The sequence below is a fragment of the Streptococcus sp. SCPM-O-B-15277 (M60) genome (assembly GCF_058200335.1).
The window spans coordinates 47,195-72,282 of the sequence record NZ_JBYQGR010000005.1 but is presented as its reverse complement, the minus strand read 5'-3'; the positions used below and the strand labels follow the sequence as shown (position 1 = coordinate 72,282).

20 protein-coding genes are annotated in these 25,088 nt (G+C 40.5%); 3 read left to right on the top strand and 17 right to left on the bottom strand.

What is annotated here, in order from left to right:
- Positions 1–185 precede the first annotated feature (185 nt).
- Genes AC3E9F_RS07400 through AC3E9F_RS07390 form a run of 3 tightly spaced genes read right to left on the bottom strand, consistent with a single transcriptional unit; the run spans position 186 to position 3,787 of the window.
- Positions 186–1,154 (bottom strand): glycosyltransferase family 2 protein, encoded by a 969-nt coding sequence (locus AC3E9F_RS07400; protein WP_263394487.1) that lies wholly within the window; start codon positions 1,152–1,154, stop codon positions 186–188.
- Positions 1,147–2,175, bottom strand: a complete 1,029-nt coding sequence (locus tag AC3E9F_RS07395; protein ID WP_263394486.1) for an acyltransferase family protein — start codon at positions 2,173–2,175, stop codon at positions 1,147–1,149. Before AC3E9F_RS07395 ends, AC3E9F_RS07400 begins: the two co-directional genes overlap by 8 nt.
- 10 nt (positions 2,176–2,185) lie before the next feature.
- Complete coding sequence (locus tag AC3E9F_RS07390) at positions 2,186–3,787, bottom strand: hypothetical protein (protein ID WP_263394484.1); 1,602 nt, start codon at positions 3,785–3,787, stop codon at positions 2,186–2,188.
- Between the two features lie 157 nt (positions 3,788–3,944).
- Here AC3E9F_RS07390 and AC3E9F_RS07385 point away from each other — a divergent pair, with 157 nt between their 5' ends.
- The gene (locus AC3E9F_RS07385; RefSeq protein ID WP_263394483.1) at positions 3,945–5,195 is read left to right on the top strand and encodes a cation diffusion facilitator family transporter; all 1,251 of its coding nucleotides are present in this window, start codon (positions 3,945–3,947) and stop codon (positions 5,193–5,195) included.
- A 121-nt stretch (positions 5,196–5,316) separates the two neighbouring features.
- Here the strand turns inward: AC3E9F_RS07385 and scrK are convergent, their stop codons facing one another.
- Positions 5,317–6,204 carry a fructokinase ScrK gene (gene scrK / locus AC3E9F_RS07380; protein WP_263394482.1) on the bottom strand — a complete coding sequence of 296 codons (888 nt, stop codon included), beginning with the start codon at positions 6,202–6,204 and terminating at the stop codon, positions 5,317–5,319.
- A 140-nt stretch (positions 6,205–6,344) separates the two neighbouring features.
- Entirely contained in the window at positions 6,345–8,240 is a 1,896-nt protein-coding gene (locus tag AC3E9F_RS07375) for a sucrose-specific PTS transporter subunit IIBC (RefSeq protein ID WP_263394481.1), read from the bottom strand.
- Positions 8,241–8,603: 363 nt separating this feature from the next.
- Here AC3E9F_RS07375 and AC3E9F_RS07370 point away from each other — a divergent pair, with 363 nt between their 5' ends.
- Both AC3E9F_RS07370 and AC3E9F_RS07365 read left to right on the top strand, forming a co-directional pair.
- Positions 8,604–10,058, top strand: a complete 1,455-nt coding sequence (locus AC3E9F_RS07370; protein WP_263394480.1) for a sucrose-6-phosphate hydrolase — start codon at positions 8,604–8,606, stop codon at positions 10,056–10,058.
- Entirely contained in the window at positions 10,039–11,004 is a 966-nt protein-coding gene (locus AC3E9F_RS07365; RefSeq protein ID WP_490672966.1) for a LacI family DNA-binding transcriptional regulator, read from the top strand. Before AC3E9F_RS07370 ends, AC3E9F_RS07365 begins: the two co-directional genes overlap by 20 nt.
- Before the next feature lie 36 nt (positions 11,005–11,040).
- Here the strand turns inward: AC3E9F_RS07365 and AC3E9F_RS07360 are convergent, their stop codons facing one another.
- The 12 genes from AC3E9F_RS07360 to AC3E9F_RS07305 all read right to left on the bottom strand — a co-directional run bounded on the left by AC3E9F_RS07360 (position 11,041) and on the right by AC3E9F_RS07305 (position 25,021).
- Entirely contained in the window at positions 11,041–12,315 is a 1,275-nt protein-coding gene (locus tag AC3E9F_RS07360; RefSeq protein WP_490672965.1) for a hydroxymethylglutaryl-CoA reductase, degradative, read from the bottom strand.
- On the bottom strand, positions 12,315–13,487 hold the full coding sequence (locus tag AC3E9F_RS07355; protein WP_490672964.1) for a hydroxymethylglutaryl-CoA synthase: 1,173 nt from the start codon (positions 13,485–13,487) through the stop codon (positions 12,315–12,317). The genes AC3E9F_RS07360 and AC3E9F_RS07355 overlap by 1 nt, the downstream gene beginning before the upstream one ends.
- 162 nt (positions 13,488–13,649) lie before the next feature.
- The gene (locus tag AC3E9F_RS07350) at positions 13,650–14,099 is read right to left on the bottom strand and encodes a threonine/serine exporter family protein (RefSeq protein WP_049503410.1); all 450 of its coding nucleotides are present in this window, start codon (positions 14,097–14,099) and stop codon (positions 13,650–13,652) included.
- A 1-nt stretch (position 14,100) separates the two neighbouring features.
- Positions 14,101–14,859, bottom strand: coding sequence for a threonine/serine exporter family protein (locus AC3E9F_RS07345; RefSeq protein WP_263394476.1), 759 nt, complete (start codon positions 14,857–14,859; stop codon positions 14,101–14,103).
- An 86-nt stretch (positions 14,860–14,945) separates the two neighbouring features.
- Positions 14,946–16,823: a Stk1 family PASTA domain-containing Ser/Thr kinase gene (gene pknB / locus AC3E9F_RS07340; protein WP_263394475.1), complete on the bottom strand. Its 1,878-nt coding sequence runs from the start codon at positions 16,821–16,823 to the stop codon at positions 14,946–14,948.
- Positions 16,820–17,557 (bottom strand): Stp1/IreP family PP2C-type Ser/Thr phosphatase, encoded by a 738-nt coding sequence (locus AC3E9F_RS07335; protein ID WP_263394474.1) that lies wholly within the window; start codon positions 17,555–17,557, stop codon positions 16,820–16,822. Before AC3E9F_RS07335 ends, pknB begins: the two co-directional genes overlap by 4 nt.
- Positions 17,558–17,572: 15 nt before the next feature.
- Positions 17,573–18,886 (bottom strand): 16S rRNA (cytosine(967)-C(5))-methyltransferase RsmB, encoded by a 1,314-nt coding sequence (gene rsmB, locus AC3E9F_RS07330; RefSeq protein WP_263394473.1) that lies wholly within the window; start codon positions 18,884–18,886, stop codon positions 17,573–17,575.
- On the bottom strand, positions 18,879–19,814 hold the full coding sequence (gene fmt, locus AC3E9F_RS07325) for a methionyl-tRNA formyltransferase (protein WP_263394472.1): 936 nt from the start codon (positions 19,812–19,814) through the stop codon (positions 18,879–18,881). The genes rsmB and fmt overlap by 8 nt, the downstream gene beginning before the upstream one ends.
- Before the next feature lie 11 nt (positions 19,815–19,825).
- The gene (locus AC3E9F_RS07320) at positions 19,826–22,222 is read right to left on the bottom strand and encodes a primosomal protein N' (RefSeq protein WP_263394471.1); all 2,397 of its coding nucleotides are present in this window, start codon (positions 22,220–22,222) and stop codon (positions 19,826–19,828) included.
- An 84-nt stretch (positions 22,223–22,306) separates the two neighbouring features.
- Positions 22,307–22,621, bottom strand: a complete 315-nt coding sequence (gene rpoZ / locus AC3E9F_RS07315) for a DNA-directed RNA polymerase subunit omega (RefSeq protein ID WP_485716510.1) — start codon at positions 22,619–22,621, stop codon at positions 22,307–22,309.
- A gap of 24 nt (positions 22,622–22,645) precedes the next feature.
- Positions 22,646–23,272 carry a guanylate kinase gene (gmk, locus tag AC3E9F_RS07310; protein ID WP_000775049.1) on the bottom strand — a complete coding sequence of 209 codons (627 nt, stop codon included), beginning with the start codon at positions 23,270–23,272 and terminating at the stop codon, positions 22,646–22,648.
- A gap of 135 nt (positions 23,273–23,407) precedes the next feature.
- On the bottom strand, positions 23,408–25,021 hold the full coding sequence (locus AC3E9F_RS07305; RefSeq protein WP_263394469.1) for a ribonuclease Y: 1,614 nt from the start codon (positions 25,019–25,021) through the stop codon (positions 23,408–23,410).
- Positions 25,022–25,088 lie beyond the last annotated feature (67 nt).

Below are 25,088 nucleotides of genomic sequence, written 5' to 3'. Positions count from 1 at the left end.
TCTCCTCCTTTTTGGCCTCTTTTTACAAAAAAAGAGACCTGTTTTTAAAAAAAACAAGTCTCGCTGTTTAATATAGTGCCGGAAATAATTCGGAATGACGACACTATCGCGGATACCCGCCAGCTACTCCCTTGAGTAGTTCTATTATATCAGAAATTCAAAAGTTTTCAAGTTTTGAGGTGGGGTTACTCATCACTCTCATCATAGGTGCGGTCGCTGATAATATATCTTGGACGTTGTTTCGTTTCTAGATAGATTTTTCCGATATATTCCCCAATTACACCAAGACTAATGAGTTGAACCCCGCCAAGTAAGCTTACAATGGCGTAGGTACTGGCCCATCCAGCTACCACATTACCAGCAAATTTGCTCCACAAAACCCAGATGATCAACAAAAAACTAAAAAGTGAAGTCATAACTCCCAAGCTAGTAATCAAGCGAATGGGCTTAATAGACAGACTAGTAATCCCATCCATTGCTAAACCAAGCATTTTAGAGAGTGGATAGTGACTTTCTCCAGCAATCCGCTCATGTCGTTTATAAGTCACGAAGGAATATTTAAATCCTACAAGAGGCATAATGCCTCGAAGAAATAAGTTTACTTCTTTAAATTTAGCAAGTTCATGAATAAAACGTTTGGAGACTAAACGATAGTCCGCATGATTAAAAACGACATCTGCTCCAAATAAATGCATCACCTTATAGAATCCTTCAGCTGTGATTCTCTTAAATGCTGAATCAGTATCACGATTGTCTCGAACCCCGTAAACAATCTCTGAACCGTCTTTATATTCAGCAACCATTTGATCCATACAGTTGATATCATCTTGACCATCTGCGTCAATGGTAATCACGATATCCGCAAATTCTGCAGCTTCGTACATACCAGCAAGAACACTACTTTGATGACCGCGATTTCTGCTTTGTGCAATACCAACAACATGACTATTTTCTTTTGCATATTGTTGAATTAGTAACCACGTCGCATCTTTACTACCATCATTGACATACATCACTTTACTGTTTGGATGCACTTGTCCAGTCTTGATTAAAGATTCAATCTTTTCAATAAACATTGGGTTAGTATGAGGCAACACTTGCTCTTCGTTATAACATGGAATCACGATATATAAAATCGGATTATTTCTACTCATTCTTCTCTCCTATCACTTTTAAACCAAAAGGGAAATTGGTCCCTCTGAAAATTTGTACAATGATCTCACATCCCAAAACAGCTAAAACTGTTGTGAGTGCTGCTGAAACATATCCGCTAACGAATATGCCCGTATATTTTGATGCTAATTGTGCTACTAATTTTTCAGCAAGTACAAGAACAATTGGTGAATGCACACCATAATAAATTAATGTCTTTTTGCCAATTGATTTAAACCACTCTGCTTCTGGAATCACTTTGAACAAAGTAATTGTAGCCCAGATTCCTGCTATTGCAGAAATATAAAATAACAAATAGTTACCAATTTGTTGGTAATATAAATCTACTCTGTAGCCACTTAGTTTATAGTTTACTAACCCTACTGCAACACTGATTACTACAGCAATCGGTAAAAACTTAAGAGTTAGGTACTTTTCTATCTCTGTTAAATATCTTCTTGCAAGGAACCCTAGCAAAATAAAAATAGTTGCTACCGGAACTAAATCCCAGTTCCAAATTAAATACCAGTTAGACTCATACGCTTTTTGCCCTACAAATACAAGGAACACTAAGGTAAGCGCAACACCTATTTGCAAGTTTCTATTCCGAGCATATTTTAAAACAAAATAACATACAATTTCAGATAAAAACAAGACATTTAAAAACCATAATTGGAAATAATTATGCAATCTATCTGATAAAAGCAATTGTTTTGCAAATTGAATCAGATTAAAACTTAGGATTTGATCAGGATATAAAATAAAGATTTGCACTAGAAATACAAATACATTCATTAGAAAGAATGGAACAACAATCCCTTTAAATTTATTCCAGAAAAAGTTACTAATATTAGCATACTTATCAATTGAAAATGTAAAGCCAGACAAGAAGAAAAACAAAGGAATATGAAATAGATAAAGAATTGTTTTCCCCATGCTTGGTGTAAAGGATATATGCCCAACAATTACTAAAATAATAGCTAATCCTTTCGCCATGTCAATATATCCAATTCGCTTTTTCATATTTCCCTCCTTAATCTGCTTTAAGTTTATAGATACTCATATCAGAAGTGACCACCTCAACTTCTTCAAAATAAACATCTTTCTGGTAATGTTCTTTCATTATTTTCTTGACTTGATCCATCTTTCCTGAAGAGGGTGACCAAAAGAATAGGATATTCTCATTATCAATAGCAGAAGAAAGAAGATTACTAGGCTCCTCAACATTATACTTTTTCATTAATTGATAATAATGTGGCGAAAAAGTTTGCCAGTTACCTAAGGTTGTTGTATTTTCAATCAACTGATCAGGCTTCCTTCTAATCGTAGCCAAGCTCGGTTGAGAATTGACAAGTGTTCCATAACCGCCAAAAACAAGCAATTTATCAGAATGTTTTTCCACTACATCATGATACTCTGATACCATGGATGATTGAATGATTGGGAACCAGTAAAGTTCTTGTCCCACACTATTTACCCAGGCCATACTCGCCAGCATTCCTACAAGTTGTAGACTATAAAAAATTCCTCTTTTTTTCAACAGTTTACGCTTATTGTAAAACAAAGGTGCATAATAAACAAAAAAGATTAAAAAGCTAATGATAATTGGGATATAGACACGTTCTACTACTCTCTGCCTAACAAATAGTGCACCGATTAGTACAAATGGAACAAGGGGGAGTAACCAGCCATAGACTTTCTTAGGCTTGAAGAACAAAAACCAGCCAACCATAACAAGAAGAAAGGTTGTCAAAATGATATTTTGGAAATAATCTTTTACCATCTGAAATACATTAAAGGAGTACTTTTCAGAGAAAGAACGTACGGATTGAATTTTTGTTAACAACTCATTGTTCAAAGCATCTTTTTCTGCAAACAACCAGTAGGTTGAAGCAGATAAGTCGTTTTCACTGACCCCCAATTCATGAAATTCCTTGGCATGCTTCTCATACTCAATCGCAGGGAAATCTCTCAAATTGGTACTTAGAGTATTCCAATTAAGGTATTCTTGAACATCTGGTCTCATTAAGGTATAAATTTTATTGGAAGCAAAGATAAGTAAAATGACAGCAGATAACAAGAATAATTCTTTTTTCTTTTTTCCTTTGATTACTTCAAAAGCTAGGAAGGGAAGCAAAAGCAATAATAAACTGGCAATAATTTGCGGCCTAATCGATAAACCTATTACAGACAAAAGCATTCCCGTTACGTATTTTCTGTCAAATAATAATAGTATCCCTGCTGTCGATAACAAGTAAGCAATTACTGAAAACGAGAAATACTTCATTAAAACCATTTGAAGCAAAACTACTAAGGGAAGTAAGAAATAATATTTCTTTCTAAAGAAGAACTCCAAATAGATACTAAAACTCAAGCAAAAACTGAGAGCTAAAAAAATAAAATAAATATTCCAATTTGTAAATAATTGTTGAAGAAATACTAAAGCAGATGATAACAAAATTCCAATATAGGGAAGCAACATATTATCACCAGATAATATGGTTTGATTGACCATGATATCATCAACCACTGGATAATCAAACCCCTTAACTACTCTATAGCCATAAAAAATAAGAAATGGTAGCAACAGCAAACCAATTCGAATCATTCTATCTGTGATTTGTTTATGGGTCATGGAAAACTCTCTCTAAAATTATGATTACTTTATATTCTATCATATTTCAATCAAAAAATCTGTTGAATCAATGCAAATCTCCCCAACCCCTCCATTTGAATTTTCCTTGGAAAACCAGTATAATGAAAGAATACTAAAATGCTAGAAGGGGAGTTAGATGAATCAATCGGTTTCAAACTTAAAATTAGCTGAGCGTGGTGCCATTATCAGCATTTTGACCTATCTATTCTTGTCTGCAGCTAAGCTAGCGACCGGACATTTGCTCCATTCATCCAGTTTGGTAGCAGATGGTTTTAATAACGTTTCAGATATTGTTGGAAATGTAGCCCTTCTCATCGGGATTCGTTTGGCTCGCCAACCGGCTGATAGAGATCATCGCTTCGGCCACTGGAAAATCGAGGATTTGGCAAGTCTCATCACTTCCATCATCATGTTTTACGTTGGCTTTGATGTTCTACGTGACACCATCCAAAAGATACTCAGCCGAGAACAAACGGTCATTGACCCACTTGGTGCGACTCTGGGAGTCATCTCTGCCATCATCATGTTCGCCGTTTATCTCTACAATACCCATCTGAGTAAGCAAGCTAAATCAAAGGCCCTCAAGGCTGCAGCTAAGGACAATCTGTCAGATGCCGTAACATCTCTTGGAACTTCTATTGCTATCCTGGCTAGTAGCTTCAACTATCCAATCGTGGATAAGTTGGTCGCTATTATCATCACCTTCTTTATCCTCAAAACAGCCTATGACATCTTTATCGAGTCATCCTTCAGCCTTTCTGATGGTTTTGATGAACACTTGCTAGAAGATTATCAAAAAGCTATCATGGAAATTCCTAAGATTAGCAAGGTCAAATCACAACGCGGTCGTACCTACGGAAGTAATATCTATCTGGACATCACACTTGAGATGAACCCAGACCTCTCTGTTTTTGAAAGTCATGAAATCGCGGATCAGGTCGAATCCATGTTATCAGAACGCTTTGGTGTCTTTGATACAGACATTCATATCGAACCAGCACCAATCCCTGAGGATGAAATCCTAGATAATGTCTATAAAAAATTGCTCATGAGAGAGCAACTGATTGACCAAGGAAATCAACTGGAAGAATTACTTGCAGAAGACTTCATTTATATCCGCCAGGACGGACATGAACTGGGAAAGGATGCCTATAAGGCTGAAAAAGAATTAACCTCTGCCATTAAAGAGCTTCAGTTAACCTCTATCAGCCAGAAAACAAAACTCATCCGATATCAAGTCGGTGATACCATTCATACCAGCATCTGGCGCCGCCACGAAACTTGGCAAAATATTTTCCATCAGGAAACGAAAATAGAAAAAGAGAGTGGGACAGAAATCGGTAATTCGTTAGAATTCGATTTCGTCGTCCAACCTCCGCACAGTTGAGTAGGGCTGTAAAAGCTGATGAAATCAGCCTAGTAGAGCCCACTCAACCACTGCGTCTTGCTCGACAATCCAACATCAAAAAGAGGCTAGGACTTTTGTCCTAGCCTCTAATTTTTTATTCTTATTTTGCTACGCTCTTAGCAAGAACGAAGTTTCCAAGTGTAGCCGAACCATTACCTGCAACAGCTGGTGTTACAATATAGTCACGTACATCAGGAACTGGTAGGTAACCATTTAGCAAGGATGTGAATTTCTCACGCACACGATCAAGCATGTGTTGTTGAGCCATAACCCCACCACCAAAGACGATAACGTCTGGTCGGAAAGTTACAGTAGCATTTACTGCAGCTTGAGCAATGTAGTAGGCTTGAACATCCCAAACAGAGTTGTTGAGTTCAATGTTTTCCCCACGAACACCTGTACGAGCTTCCAAACTTGGACCAGCTGCATAACCTTCCAAACATCCATTATGGAAAGGACAAACACCATTAAATTCTTTTTCAATATCCATTGGGTGTCTAGCCACATAATAGTGACCCATCTCAGGGTGACCAACACCGCCAATAAACTCGCCACGTTGGATAACACCTGCACCGATACCTGTACCGATAGTGTAATAAACCAAGTTTTCGATACGACCGCCGGCATTATTACGAGCAACCACTTCACCGTATGCAGAACTATTTACGTCTGTTGTGAAATACATAGGCACGTTTAGAGCGCGACGAAGAGCACCAAGCAAGTCGACATTTGCCCAGTTAGGTTTTGGAGTTGTTGTGATAAATCCGTAAGTTTTTGAGTTTTTATCGATATCGATTGGACCAAATGAACCAATGGCAAGTCCTGCAAGATTGTCGAATTTTGAGAAGAACTCGATGGTTTTATCGATTGTTTCAATAGGTGTTGTTGTAGGAAATTGTACCTTTTCTACAACGTTATAGTTTTCATCTCCGACAGCACAGACAAATTTTGTACCGCCTGCTTCCAAACTTCCGTATAGTTTTGTCATGATAAACCTCTTGTATTTATTTTCTTTATTATAGCATATTTCCAGACTGAAAATTGCTCAATATTTTAGATTTTCCTCTGTAAATTTTACCATTCAAGCAAAAACGAACAAACATGACATTTGTTCGTTTTTTTGATTTATTAAGCTTTAACTTCGATGATTGCATCTCCCTTAGCAACTGATCCAGAAGCAACTGGATTTACTGAAGCAAAGTCTGCAGTGTTTGTTACGATAACCATTGTTGTGTTATCAAGACCTGCAGCAGCAATCTTAGCTGAGTCAAACGTTCCAAGAACATCTCCAGCTTTAACCTTGTCACCTTGAGCAACTTTATGGTTGAATCCTTCACCATTCATTGAAACAGTGTCGATACCAACGTGGATCAAGATTTCAGCTCCGTTAGCTGTTCTTAGGCCATAAGCATGTCCTGTTGGGAAGACAATTGTCACTTCAGCATCAGCTGGTGCGTAAACGACATCTTCACTTGGTTTTACAGCGATACCTTGTCCCATAGCTCCGCTTGAGAATACTGGGTCATTCACATTTGAAAGAGCAACAACATCACCAACGATTGGTGTTTGGATAACGCCTTCGCTCGGTGCAACAACAGCACCAGTTACTGCTTCTTCAGCCAAACGATCTGTTTCTGCTTCAGTAACAGCACCTGCAGCTTCTTCTACTTCATCTTCATAACCAAACATGTAAGTAAGAGCGAAACCAAGTGCAAATGATACAGCTACCATAAGAAGGTATTGTAGAAGTTGTCCGTTACCAATGTAAAGCATTGTACCAGGGATGATTGTGATACCATTACCAGTACCAGCAAGTCCAAGGATAGATGCCAATCCACCACCGATTGCACCAGCAATCAATGAAAGGAAGAATGGTTTACGGAAACGCAAGTTAACCCCGAAGATAGCAGGCTCAGTAATACCTAGGAAGGCAGAAAGAGCAGCTGGGAAAGCAAGTGTTTTAAGTTTAGGATTTTTAGTTTTCACACCAACGGCTACTGTCGCAGCACCTTGAGCAGTCATGGCAGCTGTGATGATAGCGTTGAATGGGTTAGCATGGTCAGCAGCAAGCAATTGAACTTCAAGCAAGTTGAAGATGTGGTGAACACCTGATACGACGATTAATTGGTGAACTCCACCAATCAAGAAACCACCAAGTCCGAATGGCAAGTTAAGAATTGCTTTAGTTCCAATGAGAATGTAGTTTTCAACAACGTGGAAGACTGGTCCGATAACAAACAATCCAAGAATTGACATTACAAGGAGTGTTACAAACGGTGTTACCAAGAGATCAAGTACATCTGGAACAACCTTACGAACTGCTTTTTCAAACTTAGCTCCGACAACCCCGATGATGAAGGCTGGAAGAACTGAACCTTGCAAACCTACAACTGGGATAAATCCGAAGAACTGCATTGCAGTTACTTCACCACCAGACGCAACAGCCCAGGCATTTGGAAGTGAACCAGAAACGAGCATCATACCAAGAACGATACCAACAGCTGGGTTACCACCGAATACACGGAAAGTTGACCACACAACCAAACCTGGCAAGATAATAAAGGCAGTGTCTGTCAAGATCTGAGTATAAGTTGTCACATCTTCTGGAAGTGTCATTCCAAGAGCAGTCAAGAGACCACGAACACCCATGAAGAGACCAGTTGCTACGATAACTGGAATGATTGGAACGAAGACGTCACCGAAAGTACGGATGGCACGTTGGAACCAATTTCCTTGTTTAGCAGCTTCTGCTTTCATTTCAGCTTTTGTTGAAGTTGGCAAACCAAGGGCTACGACTTCATCGTACATCTTGTTTACTGTACCAGTACCAAAGATGATTTGGTATTGACCTGAGTTAAAGAAAGCACCTTGAACTTTTTCCAAGCTCTCGATAGCATCTTTGTTAATTTTCGCTTCATCTTTAACCATAACGCGAAGGCGAGTCGCACAGTGCGCAACACTGTTAACGTTCTCACGTCCACCTAAGGCTTCGATGACTTTTTTTGCAATTTCTGTATTCGTCATTTGCAAAAATCTCCTTATAAAAAATTTGTAAAATGTTTGAAAGCGATTTTATCCGCCCTACGCATATAATTCTATCATGTTTTTAAAATATGTCAAGCGTTTTGCAGAAAAAATTTTAGTATTTTAATTTTTTGATTGTTTTTGAGGTTTTTGAATAGAATATTCTTGTTAATTGCCTATTATTAAAAGGTTTTTGCTAGATAATTTTCAAAAACTTTCATATTTTCATTCATTTTCATAAAACATCGCCTTTATTTTCTGTCAATCGTTTGACATTTTTTTCTTAAATCCGATATAAAAGACTTGCTTTTTTAAAAGGAAACGTTTACTATAAAGATAGTAGAATTTATGGAGGGAATATAAATGGAATGGACAACGGAACGTCGCTACAGACGCTATGAAGATTGGACTCAAGAAGAAATCAAACAAATTCAAGAAAATATGGCTCAGTCTCCATGGCATACAAGCTATCACATCGAACCAAAGCAAGGTCTTTTAAACGATCCAAATGGTTTTTCTTATTTCGATGGCAAGTGGGTTGTCTTTTACCAAAACTTCCCCTTCGGAGCCGCTCATGGTTTAAAATCTTGGGTGCAACTTGAAAGTGATGATTTAGTTCATTTTTCAGAAACTGGAGTTAAAGTTCTACCTGATACTCCACTAGATAGCCACGGTGCCTACTCTGGTTCTGCTATGCAGTTTGGCGATCAATTGTTCCTATTTTATACAGGAAATGTCCGTGATGAAAACTGGATCCGTCACCCTTATCAGATTGGTGCCTTAGTGGACAAGGATGGCAAGATTAAAAAAATTGATAAAATCTTGATTGACCAACCTACTGATGCTACTGACCACTTCCGAGATCCACAGATTTTTAACTTTAAAGGCCAATACTACGCTATCGTCGGTGGTCAGGACTTGGAGAAAAAAGGTTTTGTTCGTCTCTATAAGGCTATCGATAATGATTATACAAACTGGCAAGAAGTTGGTGACCTTGACTTCAACAATGACCGCACTGCTTATATGATGGAGTGCCCAAATCTTGTCTTTGTCGGAGAACAACCTGTCCTTCTTTACTGCCCACAAGGTTTGGATAAAAAGGTTCTTGACTATGACAATATCTATCCAAATATGTATAAAATCGGTGCTTCCTTTGACCCAGAAAATGCTCGTATGGTAGATGTGTCTGAACTTCACAATCTTGATTATGGATTTGAAGCCTATGCCACTCAAGCCTTCAATGCCCCTGATGGACGTGCCCTTGCTGTTAGTTGGCTTGGTTTACCAGATGTGTCTTATCCATCTGATCGCTTTGATCACCAAGGAACTTTCTCATTGGTCAAAGAATTAACTATTAAAGATGGAAAACTCTATCAGTATCCTGTAGCAGCCATCAAGGACCTCCGTGCTTCAAAAGAGGAATTTTCAAATCGATTTGAAACTAAGAACACCTACGAACTTGAACTAAACTTAGAGGCTAATAGCCAAAGTGAAATCATCCTTCTTGCTGATAAAGACGGCAAGGGGCTCTCTATCAATTTCGATCTTGTCAATGGCCAAGTAACCGTTGACCGCAGTCAAGCAGGTGAGCAATATGCTCAAGAATTTGGAACTACTCGCTCATGTCCAATTGATAACCAAGCCGCTACTGTAAATATCTTCATCGATAATTCAGTCTTTGAAATTTTCATTAATAAAGGAGAAAAAGTATTTTCTGGTCGTGTCTTCCCACATGAGAACCAAAATGGAATCGTGATTAAATCTGGAAACCCAACTGGAACATACTACGAATTAGAATATGGTCGCAAAACTAACTGATGTCGCAAAATTAGCTGGCGTCAGCCCTACTACTGTTTCACGTGTCATCAACAAAAAGGGTTATCTGTCAGAAAAAACCATTCAAAAAGTCAATGATGCTATGCGTGAGCTGGGCTATAAACCCAACAACCTAGCTCGCAGTCTTCAAGGTAAATCAGCCAAGTTAATCGGTTTGATTTTCCCTAAAATCAGCCATATTTTCTATGCTGAATTGATTGATAAATTGGAACACGAACTCTTCAAAAAAGGTTACAAGACCATCATCTGTAATAGTGAACACGATTCGGAAAAAGAACGCGAATACATCGAAATGTTAGAAGCTAACCAGGTGGACGGTATCATTTCGGGAAGTCACAACCTTGGGATTGAGGACTACAATCGCGTGACGGCTCCAATCATTTCATTCGACCGTAACCTATCTCCAGACATTCCTGTTGTTTCTTCTGATAACTATGCTGGCGGAGTCCTAGCCGCTCAGACCTTGGCTAAAACCGGAGCCAAATCGATCATCATGATTACAGGTAATGACAATTCCAACTCTCCAACTGGTCTTCGTCATGCAGGTTTCGCTTCGATCTTACCAAAGGCTCCTATTATCAATGTTTCCAGTGATTTTTCTCCTCTTCGTAAGGAAATGGAAATCAAAAATATCCTAACCAAACAAAAACCCGACGCCATCTTTGCATCGGATGATTTGACAGCTATCCTCATTATCAAAATCGCCCAGGAGCTTGGTATCTCTGTTCCTGAACAGCTTAAGGTGATTGGCTATGACGGAACTTATTTTATCGAGAATTTCTATCCTCACCTCACTACCATTAAACAACCTTTGGAGGAAATTGCTCGCCTGACAGTTGATTTACTACTTCAAAAAATCGAGGGGAAAGAAGTTGCTACGACTGGTTATTTCTTACCAGTTAGTCTCTTACCAGGTAAAAGTATTTAAACAAAAAACTCAGACTAGTTTCGTCTGAGTTTTTTCTTATGATCTTAAGTTTTTCAAAAGAGTTTGGGCTTTTTCTAAATTAAAAGTTTTTTCAGCAATCAAGCTTTCTACCAACTTAGGTACTTCAGTCTCTGTGGCTCCTGCTAGAAGAGCCAAGGATTTTGCTTGTAGTTTCATATGTCCATGCTGAATCCCTGTGCTGACAAGAGCTTTAAGAGCTGCAAAGTTTTGTGCAAGACCAATTGATACGATAATTTGGGCCAATTCCTTAGCTGATGGATGACCTAGCAACTCATAACTGAGAACTACTCGAGGATTAAGACCAATTGATCCACCCTTGGTAGCAACCGGCATCGGCATAGTCATCTCTCCGATTAGCTCTTCTGTTTCCAAATCCATAGTCCAACGACTGAGACCTCGATAAGCACCATCATGACTCGCATAGGCATGCGCTCCTGCTTCGATGGCACGCCAATCATTTCCTGTCGCAATCAAGAGAGCATCAATCCCGTTGAAGATTCCTTTGTTATGGGTGGCTGCTCGATAAGGATCTGCTTGAGCAAACTGGCTGGCTAAAACCATTTTTTCAGCTAGTTCACGCGCTTCATCCTTCTGGCGACTCAAATAACGAAAAGCAATCCGACAAGTTGCAGTTACTAGAGAGTCTGTCGCGTAGTTGGATAGAATGCCCATTAAACTTTGCCCTTGACTTAGAGCCTCTAAGCTAGGTTTTAAAGCCTCAAGCATGGTATTGAGCATATTGGCTCCCATGGCTTCCTGAGTATCCACATGGAGATAAACCACTAAAAAGTTAGCCTCACCAGAAATTTTCTCAACTTTTAGCTCTCTCGCTCCACCACCACGTTTGACAATAGATGGATAGGCTTGGTTTGCTTGTTCGAGTAGCTCTGCTTTCTGACTCAAAATAGCCTGACAAGCTTTATCCCTATCTGAAACCTGATAAAGAGCTACCTGACCAATCATTTGACGTTGATGAACCTGAGCAGTAAAGCCACCCGCACGTTTGATAATCTTACTAGCAAAACTAGCTGCAGCAACAACAGATGGCTCTTCGGTCACATAAGGAACGGTGTATTCTTGACCGTTTACCAGTACTTCTGGCACCACTGAGTATGGAAGTGAGAAGGTCCCCACTACATTTTCACTCAGTTGGTCCGCAACTGCTATACTAAGATTTTCATTTTGCTCGAGACTTTCTTGGGCTTCCATAGAAGTAAGCGCCTGAGACTTAACAAGCTCTAGGCGCTCTTGAATTGATTTTTTAGCAAATCCATTCCAATTTTTTTTCATTATTTTTCAACCTTGCTGTAGCGACGTTGGTGGTCTACAATCTCAACCAGAGCATAGTCCTGTCCTTCATAGCCTGACATGGTTGCAGAACCTGACTCATCCAAGTTTGCTTCCTCAAAGAAGATTCGTTCATAATCAGCTACGCTCAATGCTTGACGCTGGTCTAGCAATTCTAAGCGATTTTTCTGCAATTGCTGTTCATACCCTTCAACCAATTCCACACTGAAGAACTCAGATACAGCACCACTACCATAGCTATAGAGAGCTAGCTTGTCCCCTGCTTTAAGACTATCAGAATTTTCAAGAAGAGACAAGAGGCCTAAAAAGAGTGAACCTGTATAGATATTCCCAACTTTTTGGCTATAAATAATAGATTCATCAAAGTGCTTTTGAAGCAAGTCCTTCTTCTCTTGAGACAAGGATTTATCAAGAATTTTTTTCAATCCCTTGAGAGCTAGCTTTGGATATGGCAAATGGAAACAAATAGCTTCAAAATCATTCAAGTCGCAATCATAACGCTTTTGGTACTCTTCCCAAGTCGTTTTTAAGCTATCCAAATACTGTTGTGTTGAATATACTCCATTTACAAATGGTGTCATTGAATAATTTGGACGCCAAAAGTCCATGATATCACGAGTCTGCGCAACGTTATCATTGTTGAAAATCATCACACGTGGATTTTGGCTAATCAACATAGCAACACATCCTGCACCTTGAGTTGGTTCTCCAGGAGTTTCGACACCATATCTTGCAATATCACTAGCCAGCACCAGAACTTTTGATTTAGGAGAATTTTCTACGTGTAACTTAGCATAGTGAAGAGCCGCAGTTGCACCATAGCAAGCTTCTTTGATTTCAAAACTACGAGCAAAAGGTTGAATTCCAAGTAAACCGTGTACAAAGACAGCTGCAGCTTTACTCTGGTCAATCCCAGATTCTGTCGCTACGATAACCATATCAATCTCTTGCTTATCTTCTTCAGTCAGGATAGAATTTCCTGCACTAGCAGCCAAGGTAACAATATCCTCTGTTAAAGGAGCGATACTCAATTCTTTTAAAAGGAGTCCTTTACTCAATTTTTCAGGATCAATTCCTCGGGTTTCTGCTAAATCTTGTAATTTCAAAACGTATTGACTGGTCGCAAAACCAATCTTATCAATACCGATTGTCATATTTACCTCTATTTTTATCATTCATTGTAAAAATTCGTTCACCTCTATTTTATCACAATTGAAGTCAAATGAGCGAAAAAAGACTTGATTCCCCAAATCAAGTTCATTTCCATCGGAGCATCCATATTCTTTCAGCCACTCTACCCACGAAAAAATCGAGTCTTAGCTAGCTCGATTCTTTTTGAGATAATGATACAATTTCAACAGAACTGTCCCACTGGCCATTCCAATGGAGATAACGAGAGCCAACATCATGACTAACATGGCACTAGAAATGGCATGGCCGTAGTCACCTGTAACGAAGAAGGAAGTGGTTCGATAGGACAGATAACCTGGCACTAGTGGTGCCAGAATAGCTAGGGCAAAAACCACTGCTGGAGTTTTGTAGAGAATACTCATAATCTGGCTAACACAAGAACCAATCACCGCAGCAATAAAGGTCGCCAAAATAACATTAGTTGGCTCCTTGAGTATTAGATAGAGCAGCCAGATTGACATTCCCAAAACTCCGCCAGGAATGAGCATGGAACGTTGGACGTTTAAAACGATTAAAAAAGTGATAATAGCTAGCAGACTAGCTAGAGCCTGCAATAAAAATGTTGTTAGAGTCATATTAGTTCATGAGTAGGAGGGCGACAGAGGTGCCTGCCCCTAAGGCAAGGGTAACCAGCAAGGATTCAAACATCTTGCTCATACCAGAGTTAATGTGATTGGTCATAATATCTCTAACAGCATTGGTCAGAGCAATTCCCGGTACAAACGGCATGACCGCACCTGCAATGACCAAATCAGCTGTCGAAGGAAAGCCAGAATAGCGCGCCCAAAATTGTGCAATCAAACCAAAAACAAGAGCACCTGCAAAAGCTGTCATAAAGGGAATACGAATAAATTTTTCTACGTAAAGAGAACAGGTGAAAGCAAATATGGTTGCCACTCCTGCACCAATGGCATCGTAGACATTCCCCCCGAACATGATTGAAAAGAAAGGAGCACTAAAGGTCGCCGCAACCGTCAATTGAACATTGGTATAAGGTGAGGGCTTGGTATTCAATTCTTTGAGTCGGATAAAGGCTGTCTCCAAATCAAGCTGCCCTGATACAAGCTGCCGTGAAATCTGATTGACATCGCAAACCTTCTCGATATTATAGGAAGAGGAAGTCACTCGTTTCATTCGAGAGATATTTGTGTTCTCAATGGAGAAAAAAATGGCTGCAGGCATGGCCAAAACATTACAATCCATAATGCCTTGTGAATGCGCAATCCGAATCATAGTATCTTCGACACGATAAATTTCAGAGCCATTGCGAAGCAGAATCGTTCCTGCTAGCATAATGAGATCAATAACTGCGTTCAGTTTTCTTGATTCGTCCATGTTCCCCTCCTTTTTAAACTTCTTTTATTTTATCATAAATTTTAAGGAAAAAAAATCTTTGCCACAAAAACTGTGACAAAGATTGATTAGTGATCACCATTATGATTCTCAGACGGAACATTAGATGATGGAGCTGTAGTAGTTTGAGGTTCTCTAATCTGTGGCGAAGTCTCTCCACGATTTGGATTTACTTGTAAAGGATTTGTTGTTGTCGTAGTTGTTTTCGGCTTATAGATAGAAATCTTAATCCGAGTTTTATTCAAATCTACACCTTCACCTGGTTTTGGACTTTGACTAACTACAGTCTCTTCAGCAGTTCCTTCAGGAGCTGTTGAGACCTCTACCACTTCAATATTAGCCTCTTTTACACCTACAATCTGAATCAAGTTATTCTTGGTAAATTCAAGGCTTGATCCAATATAACTTGGCATAGGAACAGTTGTTACCTTCTTGGCTACTGTCAAAGTAATCTCTGTCGCCTTACTGAGATCATAAGTGGTTCCTTCTGACAAACTCTGTTTCATAACAAGGCCTGCCTCTGTTTCACTTGATTCTTCTTCTACAACTTTAATGAGATTTTCAGGGACTTTTTTCCCTTTCAGTTCTGCTATGACGTCCGTAGATTTGCGTCCAACATAGTTTCCAATCTTAAACGATTGCTGACCTGAAGAAATAATAAGATTGACTTTAGTCCCTTCCTTGCGAGCTGAACCAGCATTTGGATCTGTTCGAATAACTCGGCCTTCTTCTACTGTATCACTAGCTTCAGACTTCTCTTCACCAATTTCAAAATTAGCTTTTTTAAGTTTTTCCTTAGCTTCAGCTACAGTTTGTCCTGCAACATTTGGAATTTCAACAGTTGCTGGTGTTTTCGATACAATCCAAAAGAGAGAAGCTAAAACAAGTATAAAGCTGGCTAAAAGCACCAAATATCTCGCTTTAAAACGACGCTTCTTGACTGGTTTTGCAACAGCTTCTTTACCCGGTGCCTTTTTAGCCGGATTTTGGCTCTGTGGAGCTTCTTCCTTCGGTTGCACTTTAGGAATCGCTGTTAAGGTAGACTGTGACATTTTCGGTAAAGTTTTTGTATCAACTTTACTCGTATCTTCAAATACTAACTTTGGTTCATTTCGACGGTTATAAGAAAGGCTGCTCAATAAGTCAACATACATCTCTGAGACAGTTTGATAACGGTCTGTTAACTTTTTAGCTGTCGCTTTTATAACTACGTTTTCCAAGGATTGTGGTACTGATGGATTTTCAGCAATGACAGAAGGAAGTGGTTTTTGGAAATGTTGAAGTGCAATGGTCACAGCACTATCACCATCATAAGGAATATGACCTGTCAACATTTCGAAAAAGATAATTCCCATTGCATAAATATCACTCTGTATGGTCGCTTTAGAACCACGCGCCTGCTCAGGTGATAGATAATGAACAGAACCCAACATGGAGTTGGTCTGTGTCAAACTAGTTTCTGCAAAGGCCACTGCAATCCCAAAGTCAGTCACTTTTGCAGTTCCATCAGGAGTCAAGAGTATATTTTGAGGTTTTAAATCTCGGTGAATAATCCCCTTTGCATGCGCTAAACGCATCGCCAAGAGAATTTGACCCATGATACGAACAGCTTCCTCGTTTGATAGAGGGTAGTGTTCTTTGATATAGCGTTTGAGGTCAAGCCCAGCTACATATTCCATAGCTAGGTACTGTTGACCGTCTTCTTCACCGATATCCGTAATTCGAACGATATGAGGATGATCTAGGTCTGCCATCGCACGCGCTTCACGCTGAAAACGTGCAACAGCGATAGGGTCCGTCTGATAGTTGGTCCTTAGGACCTTCACAGCAACCTCTTCCCCATCAAGAATCAAATCTTTGGCCAGGTAGACATCTGCCATTCCTCCACGGCCAATTTGTTTGATAATCCGATATCGTCCGGCAAATATCTTGCCGATCTGGATCATTTTGATTCCTCCTCAATCGCAATCAAGGCAACCGTGATGTTGTCAAGCCCTCCGGCATTGTTTGCAAAACGTACTAAGGTTGCCGCCTTGTCTTCAAGTGAAATATCACTTGTCACGATGTCATAGATTTCACTTCCTGAAATCATGTTGGTTAGACCATCACTATTTATAACGATATAGTCACCCGGTTCCAAGCTCATGATCCCTAAATCAGGTTGAATCTCATCCTTTTGTCCAATAGACTGAGTAATGATATTTTTTTGTGGATGCGCTTCAGCTTCTTCAGGTGTTAATTGACCTGCCTTGAGCAACTCATTAACTAATGAATGATCATTCGTTAATTGGTGGTACTCTTCCCCACGAATCAAGCCAATACGAGAATCACCAATATGAGCATAGATAGCTTGATTATCAATGATTGCAAGGGCTTCTAGAGTTGTCCCCATTCCTTTATATGCTTCATCACGCCCCAATTGATAAATCTTTTGATTTTCAATTTCTAGGTGTTCTGCAAACCATTCTCGAACTTCATTCACAGTGTCAATCTGAGTATCTACCCAGGCAGCACCTAAATCCGTTACCGCCATCTCACTGGCAATATTACCCGCTCGGTGTCCTCCCATCCCGTCAGCCAAGATGATCATCGTGCGACCGGCACGGTTGACAAAAAGATTGACATAGTCTTGATTATTTGTACGTTTCTGACCCACATCTGTTAATAATGAAATCTCCATTGTGTCAGTTCCTTCCTAATTGGATATCTTGCGAAATTGGCTGATAAAGAATCCATCACTTCCATACAATTCAGGAGTAATGAGGATACAACCATCTTTCAGAATATCCTTGCATTCGTGTTCTAGTTTAACCTGCTCGAACTCGGGATGGCTTTCTAAAAATGCTTGAACAACTTGAAAGTTCTCCTCAGAGACAATAGTGCAGGTACTATAAGTTATTATACCACCTTTACGTAGCGTTTGACAAACACTACCTAATATTTCCAGCTGAATTTCCTGTAATGATGCGAAATCAGCAGTGTCTTTGTTGTATTTGATATCAGGTTTCCGACGCAAAAGTCCAATCCCTGAGCAAGGGGCATCGACTAGAATTTTATCAAATTGATCCTTGCCAAAAAACTCATGCACTTTTCTGGCATCCAGTTTTTGTGTTTGTACACGGTCTGCTAGGCCTAAACGCTCTGCATTCTCTTGAATCAACGTGAGTTTATGGTCGTAGAGATCCAAAGCCGTTACTTGACCTGTCGTCAGAAAAGAAGCCATATGGGTTGTTTTCCCACCAGGAGCGGCACAGGCATCCAAAACCTGCTCGTCTCCTTGCAAATCTAGTGTCGGAGCCACCAACTGACTAGACTCATCTTGAATAGTAATAGCACCTTCTACAAACAAGTCATGACCAGCAAAATGCCCCTGCTCTTTGACCAAACCTGCAGCCGACAAAATGGAATCACTTGCACCAAGCATTTTTTTGATTTCCTCTTTTCGACTCAAATCTATCACCCGGATACTGGCTTTATTGCGTTGCAAAAGACTCTCAAAAATCGCTTGCGCTCGCTCTTCTCCATACTCTTCCTTGAGCTTAGAAACTAACCATACTGGCAAAGAGTAGGCGATAGAATCACGCTTGTTCTTACGTTTGATACTAGCAATATCTGGCAACCCTTCTCGCAAGATACGGCGCAGAACAGCATTGATTAATTTTTCACTACCTTTTTTGCGACTTTTAGCAATTTCAACCGCTTCATGAACCACTGCATGGTCAGGCAACTTATCCAGGTATTGGAGTTGATAAACGCTCATGAGAAGCAAAACATAGAGCCAGCTGTCTAGCTTGTCTCTATCCTCGATAAAGTGAGAAACGTACCACTCTAGTGTAAGTTTTCGTGCTACAGTTCCATAGACCAGCTCTGTCACCAAGCCCTTATCTGCTGCTAACAGTTGACTTCCCTTGAGGTGTTTATTTAAGGCGATATTGGAGTATGCTTGATTGACAAGGACGTCCTCTAGCACCTCCAAGGCTAAACTTCTAGCCGTTTCTACTTTAATCACCAAATCGTTCTCCTACTGTCAAAGTTCGTCCCACACCGTTGAGGAAGGAAGCAATGTCCATCTTAGGTTTCCCTGCTGGTTGAACTTGTTTGAGAGACAGGGATCCTTCAGCCGTTGCGACAATCAATTCTTTCTTACCGATGGAGAGAATCTCACCTGGAGTTCCTTGACCTTCTACTGGCAGGGCTTCATAAATCTTAAATCGATCTCCTTTAAGGAAGGTATGGGCAACAGGCCATGGATTCATCCCACGGATTTGGTTAAAGAGTTGACGGTTGGTCTTGTTCCAATCCAACTTTTCTTCCTCAGGTTTGATATTTGGAGAAAATGTAACCTGGTTTGGATCTTGCGGTTCTGGCTGAATTTCACCAGCTAAATAAGCAGGAAGAGTATCCAAAAGCAAATCACGACCAACAATCGCCAATTTTTCAAACAAGGTTCCGACATTATCCTCATCTGTAATGGGAATGCTACGACGGGAAATCATATCTCCTGCATCCATTTCCTTGACCATTTCCATAATGGTCACTCCTGCTTCCTTATCACCTTGAATCAAGGCATAATGGATAGGAGCTCCACCACGGTGCTTTGGAAGAAGGGAAGCATGAACGTTGACTGCAAAATCCATGCTATCAAGGAGTTTACTTGGGAGAAATTGTCCAAAAGCTGCAGTCACAATCCCATCAGCACCCAAATTCATGATTGCTTCCATCTCTGGACTACCCGATAATTTTTCGGGTTGGTAGATAGGAAGTCCTGCTTCTTTGGCAGCTTGTTTAACTGGGGTTTCCTGGATAACTTTTTTACGGCCGACGGCACGGTCTGGCTGAGTTACAACCGCTATAATCTCATAGCGATCATCTGTCAAAAGACCCTTTAAAACGGTCGCTGAAAACTCGGGAGTTCCCATAAAGATTAGTTTTGTCATCTTTTCTCCTTTTATAAAAATTGCTGCGGTTCGTGGTCAATACTGAGACGAAGCTCGCTATTTTCCCGTTCTTGAGTTAGAGCCAAGACCTGATTCAGGGCTGAAGCTAACTCATCTTCTAACCGATATTTAATTAAAATCTGATAATGGTAGAGGTTATGGGTGCGTGCGATAGGTTTAGGAGTTGGTCCAAGGATGATACAAGCATCCGATAAACCTGACCTCAAAATCTCCATGACTTCATAAGCACGTTTGACGACCTCTTCTTCCTTCTTGTGAGAGAGGGTAATTCCAATTGTAAAATAATAAGGTGGATAACCCAACTGACGTCTGATGCCCATTTCATAGGCATAAAAACCTTCGTAGTCCTGTTCCTTGGCAAAACGAATGGCATAATGATTAGGATTATAGGACTGAATCAAGACCTGACCTGCCTTTTCAGCACGACCGGCACGACCGGCTACCTGGGTCAAGAGTTGGAAAGTCCTCTCAGAAGAACGGAAATCAGGCAGATTCAAGGCTGTATCCGCATTAAGAACTCCGACAAGGGTTACATTTGGAAAATCCAATCCCTTGGCAATCATCTGGGTCCCTAGCAATATGTCCGCTTCACCATTGCCAAATTGTTCAAGTAGAGCTTGGTGACTGCCCTTTTTACGAGTTGTATCCACATCCATGCGTAGAATGCGTGCCTCTGGAAAGAGTTCAGCCAGCTCATCATAGGCCTTCTGAGTTCCTGTCCCGTAATAACGAATGCTGCGACTCTGACAGTTTGGACAAACATGGGGGATTTCCTTAGAAAAACCACAATAATGACAGTTCATCGTCTTGGTATCCATGTGCAGCGTCAGAGAAATATCGCAGTTCGGACAGGTATCCACGGTCCCACATTCCCGACACATGACAAAACTTGAATAACCACGGCGATTGAGCATGAGAACAACCTGCTCTTTTTTATCCAGTCGATCTTGAATGGCCTCAATCAGTGGTGGTGTAAAGTTAGATGTTTCATTTTGCCCGATATGGTCCCGAAAGTCAATCACTTGAACTTCAGGAATACTGGCTAAAGGATTGGCCCTTTGCGTCAGGCGGAGATGTTGATAAACACCCTTGCTAGCACGCGCACGGCTTTCTAGACTCGGTGTTGCAGAACCAAGGACTAGAGCAGCTTGATTGTACTGAGCTCTTAAAATGGCCACATCTCTAGCATGATAACGAGGATTGCTGTCTTGCTTGTAGGTGGCCTCGTGCTCCTCATCGATAATGATTACCCCTAGATTTTTCAAAGGTGCAAAAATGGCAGACCTAGCACCAACAACTACCTGGGCTTCTCCTCGCTCCACCTTGCGCCATTCGTCGTACTTTTCACCATTGGATAAACCTGAATGGAGAATGGCTACTTTATCACCAAAACGAGCAATGAAACGCTCTGTCATTTGAGGTGTCAAAGAGATTTCTGGGACTAAAACGATAGCTGTTTTCCCCATATCCAAGGTTCCTTGGATAATCTGCAAGTACACCTCCGTTTTCCCACTTCCTGTAATTCCTTGTAGAAGAAATGGAGGATGTTCTTTCCCAATTGCTCCAACAACCGCCTCACAGGCTTCTTTTTGTTCTGGATTTAACTCTAGGGCTTGATTCGATTCAATTCCTTCAAAGTAGGCAGCTGAACGTTGGACTTCCTTTTGCACGATGGTGATAGCACCATGTTCCACAAAGAAGTTAACTTGCTCGCGTGAGTAATGTTCTAACAAATCAGCCAAAGGAACTGTTTCAGGATGTGCTAATAAATATTCTCGCAGTTCCAATTTCTTCTTGGCACGATTTGAGATTTCTAGTTTTTCTAATTTGTCAAGATTGACTTCAACCCAAGACTGCGTTTTAACCTTCTTCTGGTCTACAGCCTGATACTCTAGTTTCAAGAGCCCTTTTCGAGTCAACCTCATCATCTCAGCTTGCTTTTCTAGGTCGAGAGATGAAAATGCTAAGGAGTCCTGCGAACCAAACAAACGATGTCTGTCTTCTTGATTCAAGCCTTCCAGAGGATAGAGGATCTTATCATAGCTAGAGTTCAAAAACCCAGGAAGCATAGCTTTAAGAATGGAAATTTTATAAGAGAATACTGACTTACGTAGTTCTTCAGCTAACCAGAGCTGTTCCTCCGTTAAGACAGGAGAAAAGTCCAGCACTTCGGCAATCTCTTTCAAGTCATCGTCTGCCACTTCCGTATCATTTTCTTGTTCCATTCCAAGTACTATCCCTTGAATCAAGCGATTGGCCTTTCCAAATGGAACGTGGACTCGCATGCCGACTTCCAACATATCTTTAAATTCTTCAGGAATCTTGTAACTATAGGGTTGGTCCGTCTGCATCAAAGGAACATCGACAATAATTTTTGCAATAGCCATATCCTCACCTCCTTCTCTTCTTAAATCGTTTCAATTGATTGAGTATTCTTGCAATAGAAAAAATAAGATTGAGTCCCCCCAACCTTAAATTTTTTCACCTTCTTCTTTTTCTTTCGCGATTTGCTCTTTGATTTTCTTTTCTTCTTCTTCTCTCAAGCGTCTTTCTTCTTCGATACGACGACGAACTGCTTCGCGTTTCCCTTCTGGATCTGGGTGGATAGTTACATTTCCAGATTCAATCTCTTCCAAGGCACGAAGCGTAGATTTTACAGATTTGAATTCTTGAGTTGGAGGTGCTCCAGCTTCTAATTCGTGAGCACGTTTTGCTTCCAAGATGACGAGTGAATATTTTGATGGTACCTTGTCAAGCAAGGTATCAATAGAGGGTTTAAGCATCATTTGTTTGTACCTGTTTTCTATAGTTTATCGAATAGTCGGAGACTTTGGTAGCATATCCTGATAGTGACCGATGACACGATCGACACGGAAATGTTCAGCTTCAATAACACGTTTGACACGTTCTGCAGCAAGAGGAACATGATCATTGACAATGGCGTAGTCGTACTCACGCATCAGAGCAATTTCTTCTTTGGCTTTTTCGATACGTTGGGCAATCACTTCTGCGCTATCCGTACCACGGCCTACGAGACGGTCTTGCAATTCTTCTAAATCTGGCGGTGTCAAAAAGATAAAGACTGCATCTGGAACTTTTTTCTTGACCTGAAGAGCTCCTTGCACTTCAATTTCAAGGAAGACGTCAATACCTTTATCAAGCGTTTCATTGACATAAGTCAGAGGAGTTCCATAGTAGTTTCCTACATACTCTGCATACTCTAACATTTGTCCTTGACGGATCAATTCTTCAAATTCTTCACGCGTACGGAAGAAATAGTCAACTCCGTCTACTTCACCTGGACGTTGAGCCCGTGTTGTCATCGATACAGAATATTGGAATTGATTTTCAGAACTCTCAAAAATTTCTCGTCTAACCGTTCCTTTTCCAACTCCAGAAGGACCTGAAAAAACGATTAGTAAGCCACGGTCTGCCATGATGTCTCCTTTGGATAGTTTGTGAAATGACTCGAAAATTCATCAGAATTCACAGTGTAAAGCCATTTCTGCTTACTACAATCTTTCTATCTAGTGTAACAAAAAAGCAGTAATTTTTCAACTGCTCTTTCTTATTTATTTTGCATAATCAACTGCACGAAGTTCACGAATCACGGTTACCTTGATATTTCCTGGGTAATCGAGGTTGCTTTCGATTTTCTCACGAACTTTGTGAGCTAAGATTGTGACCTTGTCGTCCTTGATTTGACCTGGGTTCACCATGATACGGATTTCACGACCGGCCTGAAGGGCAAAGCTATTTTGAACACCTTCAAAGCTATTCGCGATTTCTTCTAAATCATGGAGACGTTTGATGTAGCTTTCAAGCGATTCGCTACGAGCTCCTGGACGGGCTGCACTTAAGGCATCCGCTGCAGCAACGAGAACTGCGATCACACTTTCAGGCTCTACATCACCGTGGTGACTAGCAATTGTGTTAATCACGACTGGATGTTCTTTATACTTGCGAGCCAATTCTGTACCAATCTCAACGTGGCTACCTTCTACTTCTCGATCAATGGCTTTACCGATATCATGAAGGAATCCTGCACGACGGGCAAGGGCTGCATTTTCACCAAGTTCGCTAGCCATGATACCAGCCAACTTAGCCACTTCGATGGAGTGACGCAAGACATTTTGTCCATATGAAGTACGGAACTGCAAGCGACCCATAATCTTCATCAAGTCAGGGTGAAGGTTAGGCGCACCAATTTCATAGGCTGCGGCTTCACCATATTCACGAATTCTATTGTCAATCTCTTGACGGTTTTTCTCAACCAACTCTTCGATACGAGCTGGATGAATACGTCCATCTTTAAGCAAGGTTTCCATCGTCATACGGGCAATCTCACGGCGGATAGGATCAAAACCTGACAAGGTTACCACTTCTGGCGTATCATCAATGATGACATCAACCCCTGTCAAACTTTCAAAGGTACGAATATTACGACCTTCACGACCAATGATACGACCTTTCATGGTATCATCAGGCAGATGCACTGTTGAGTTGGTAGACTCAGCTACATACTCACCTGCAATTCTCTGCATAGCTTGGGACAAAATATCCTTAGCAAGCTTATCAGAACGTTCCTTGACTTCTTGCTCCGCCTCACGAATGCGACTAGCAATTTCCTTGCTCAAGTCTTCCTCTGTTTGAGCTAAGATAATGTCTTTTGCCTCTGACTGGGTCAGACTTCCGACACGCTCAAGTTCAGCTTGCTTTTGTTTTTCAATTTCCTCTAGTTGCTCTTCACGTGCATCAAGGTTTTTTGCTCTATCAGAAATACTTTGTTCTTTTTGTTCAAGTGCTTTTTCTTTGTTCGTCAAATTATCGTCTTTACGGTCAAGGCTCGTAGCTCTCTCCGTCAAACGACTTTCGATTTGCTTGAGTTCTTGACGCTCTGACTTAAATTCGGCGTCCACTTCTTCGCGGTATTTTCTGGCTTCCTCTTTAGCCTCCAATAGTGCTTCTTTTTTAAGGGATTTGCTTTCGCTTTTAGCTTCATTGAGTAATAAATCCGCTTCGCGCTCAGCTTGTCCTCGTAAATTAGTTGCTTCTTGTTCAGCATTTAAAAGCATCAACTCTGCAGCCTCTTGTGATGATTTCATCTTGACTGAGATGCTGACATATCCAATGACTAAACCAATGATGACGGCAAAAACAACTATAACAATCGCCATAATTTCCATGTTTTTACCTCAATTTATTTGTTTATCCGAATGACATGCATTCTTATACATTTTACCACAAAAAACT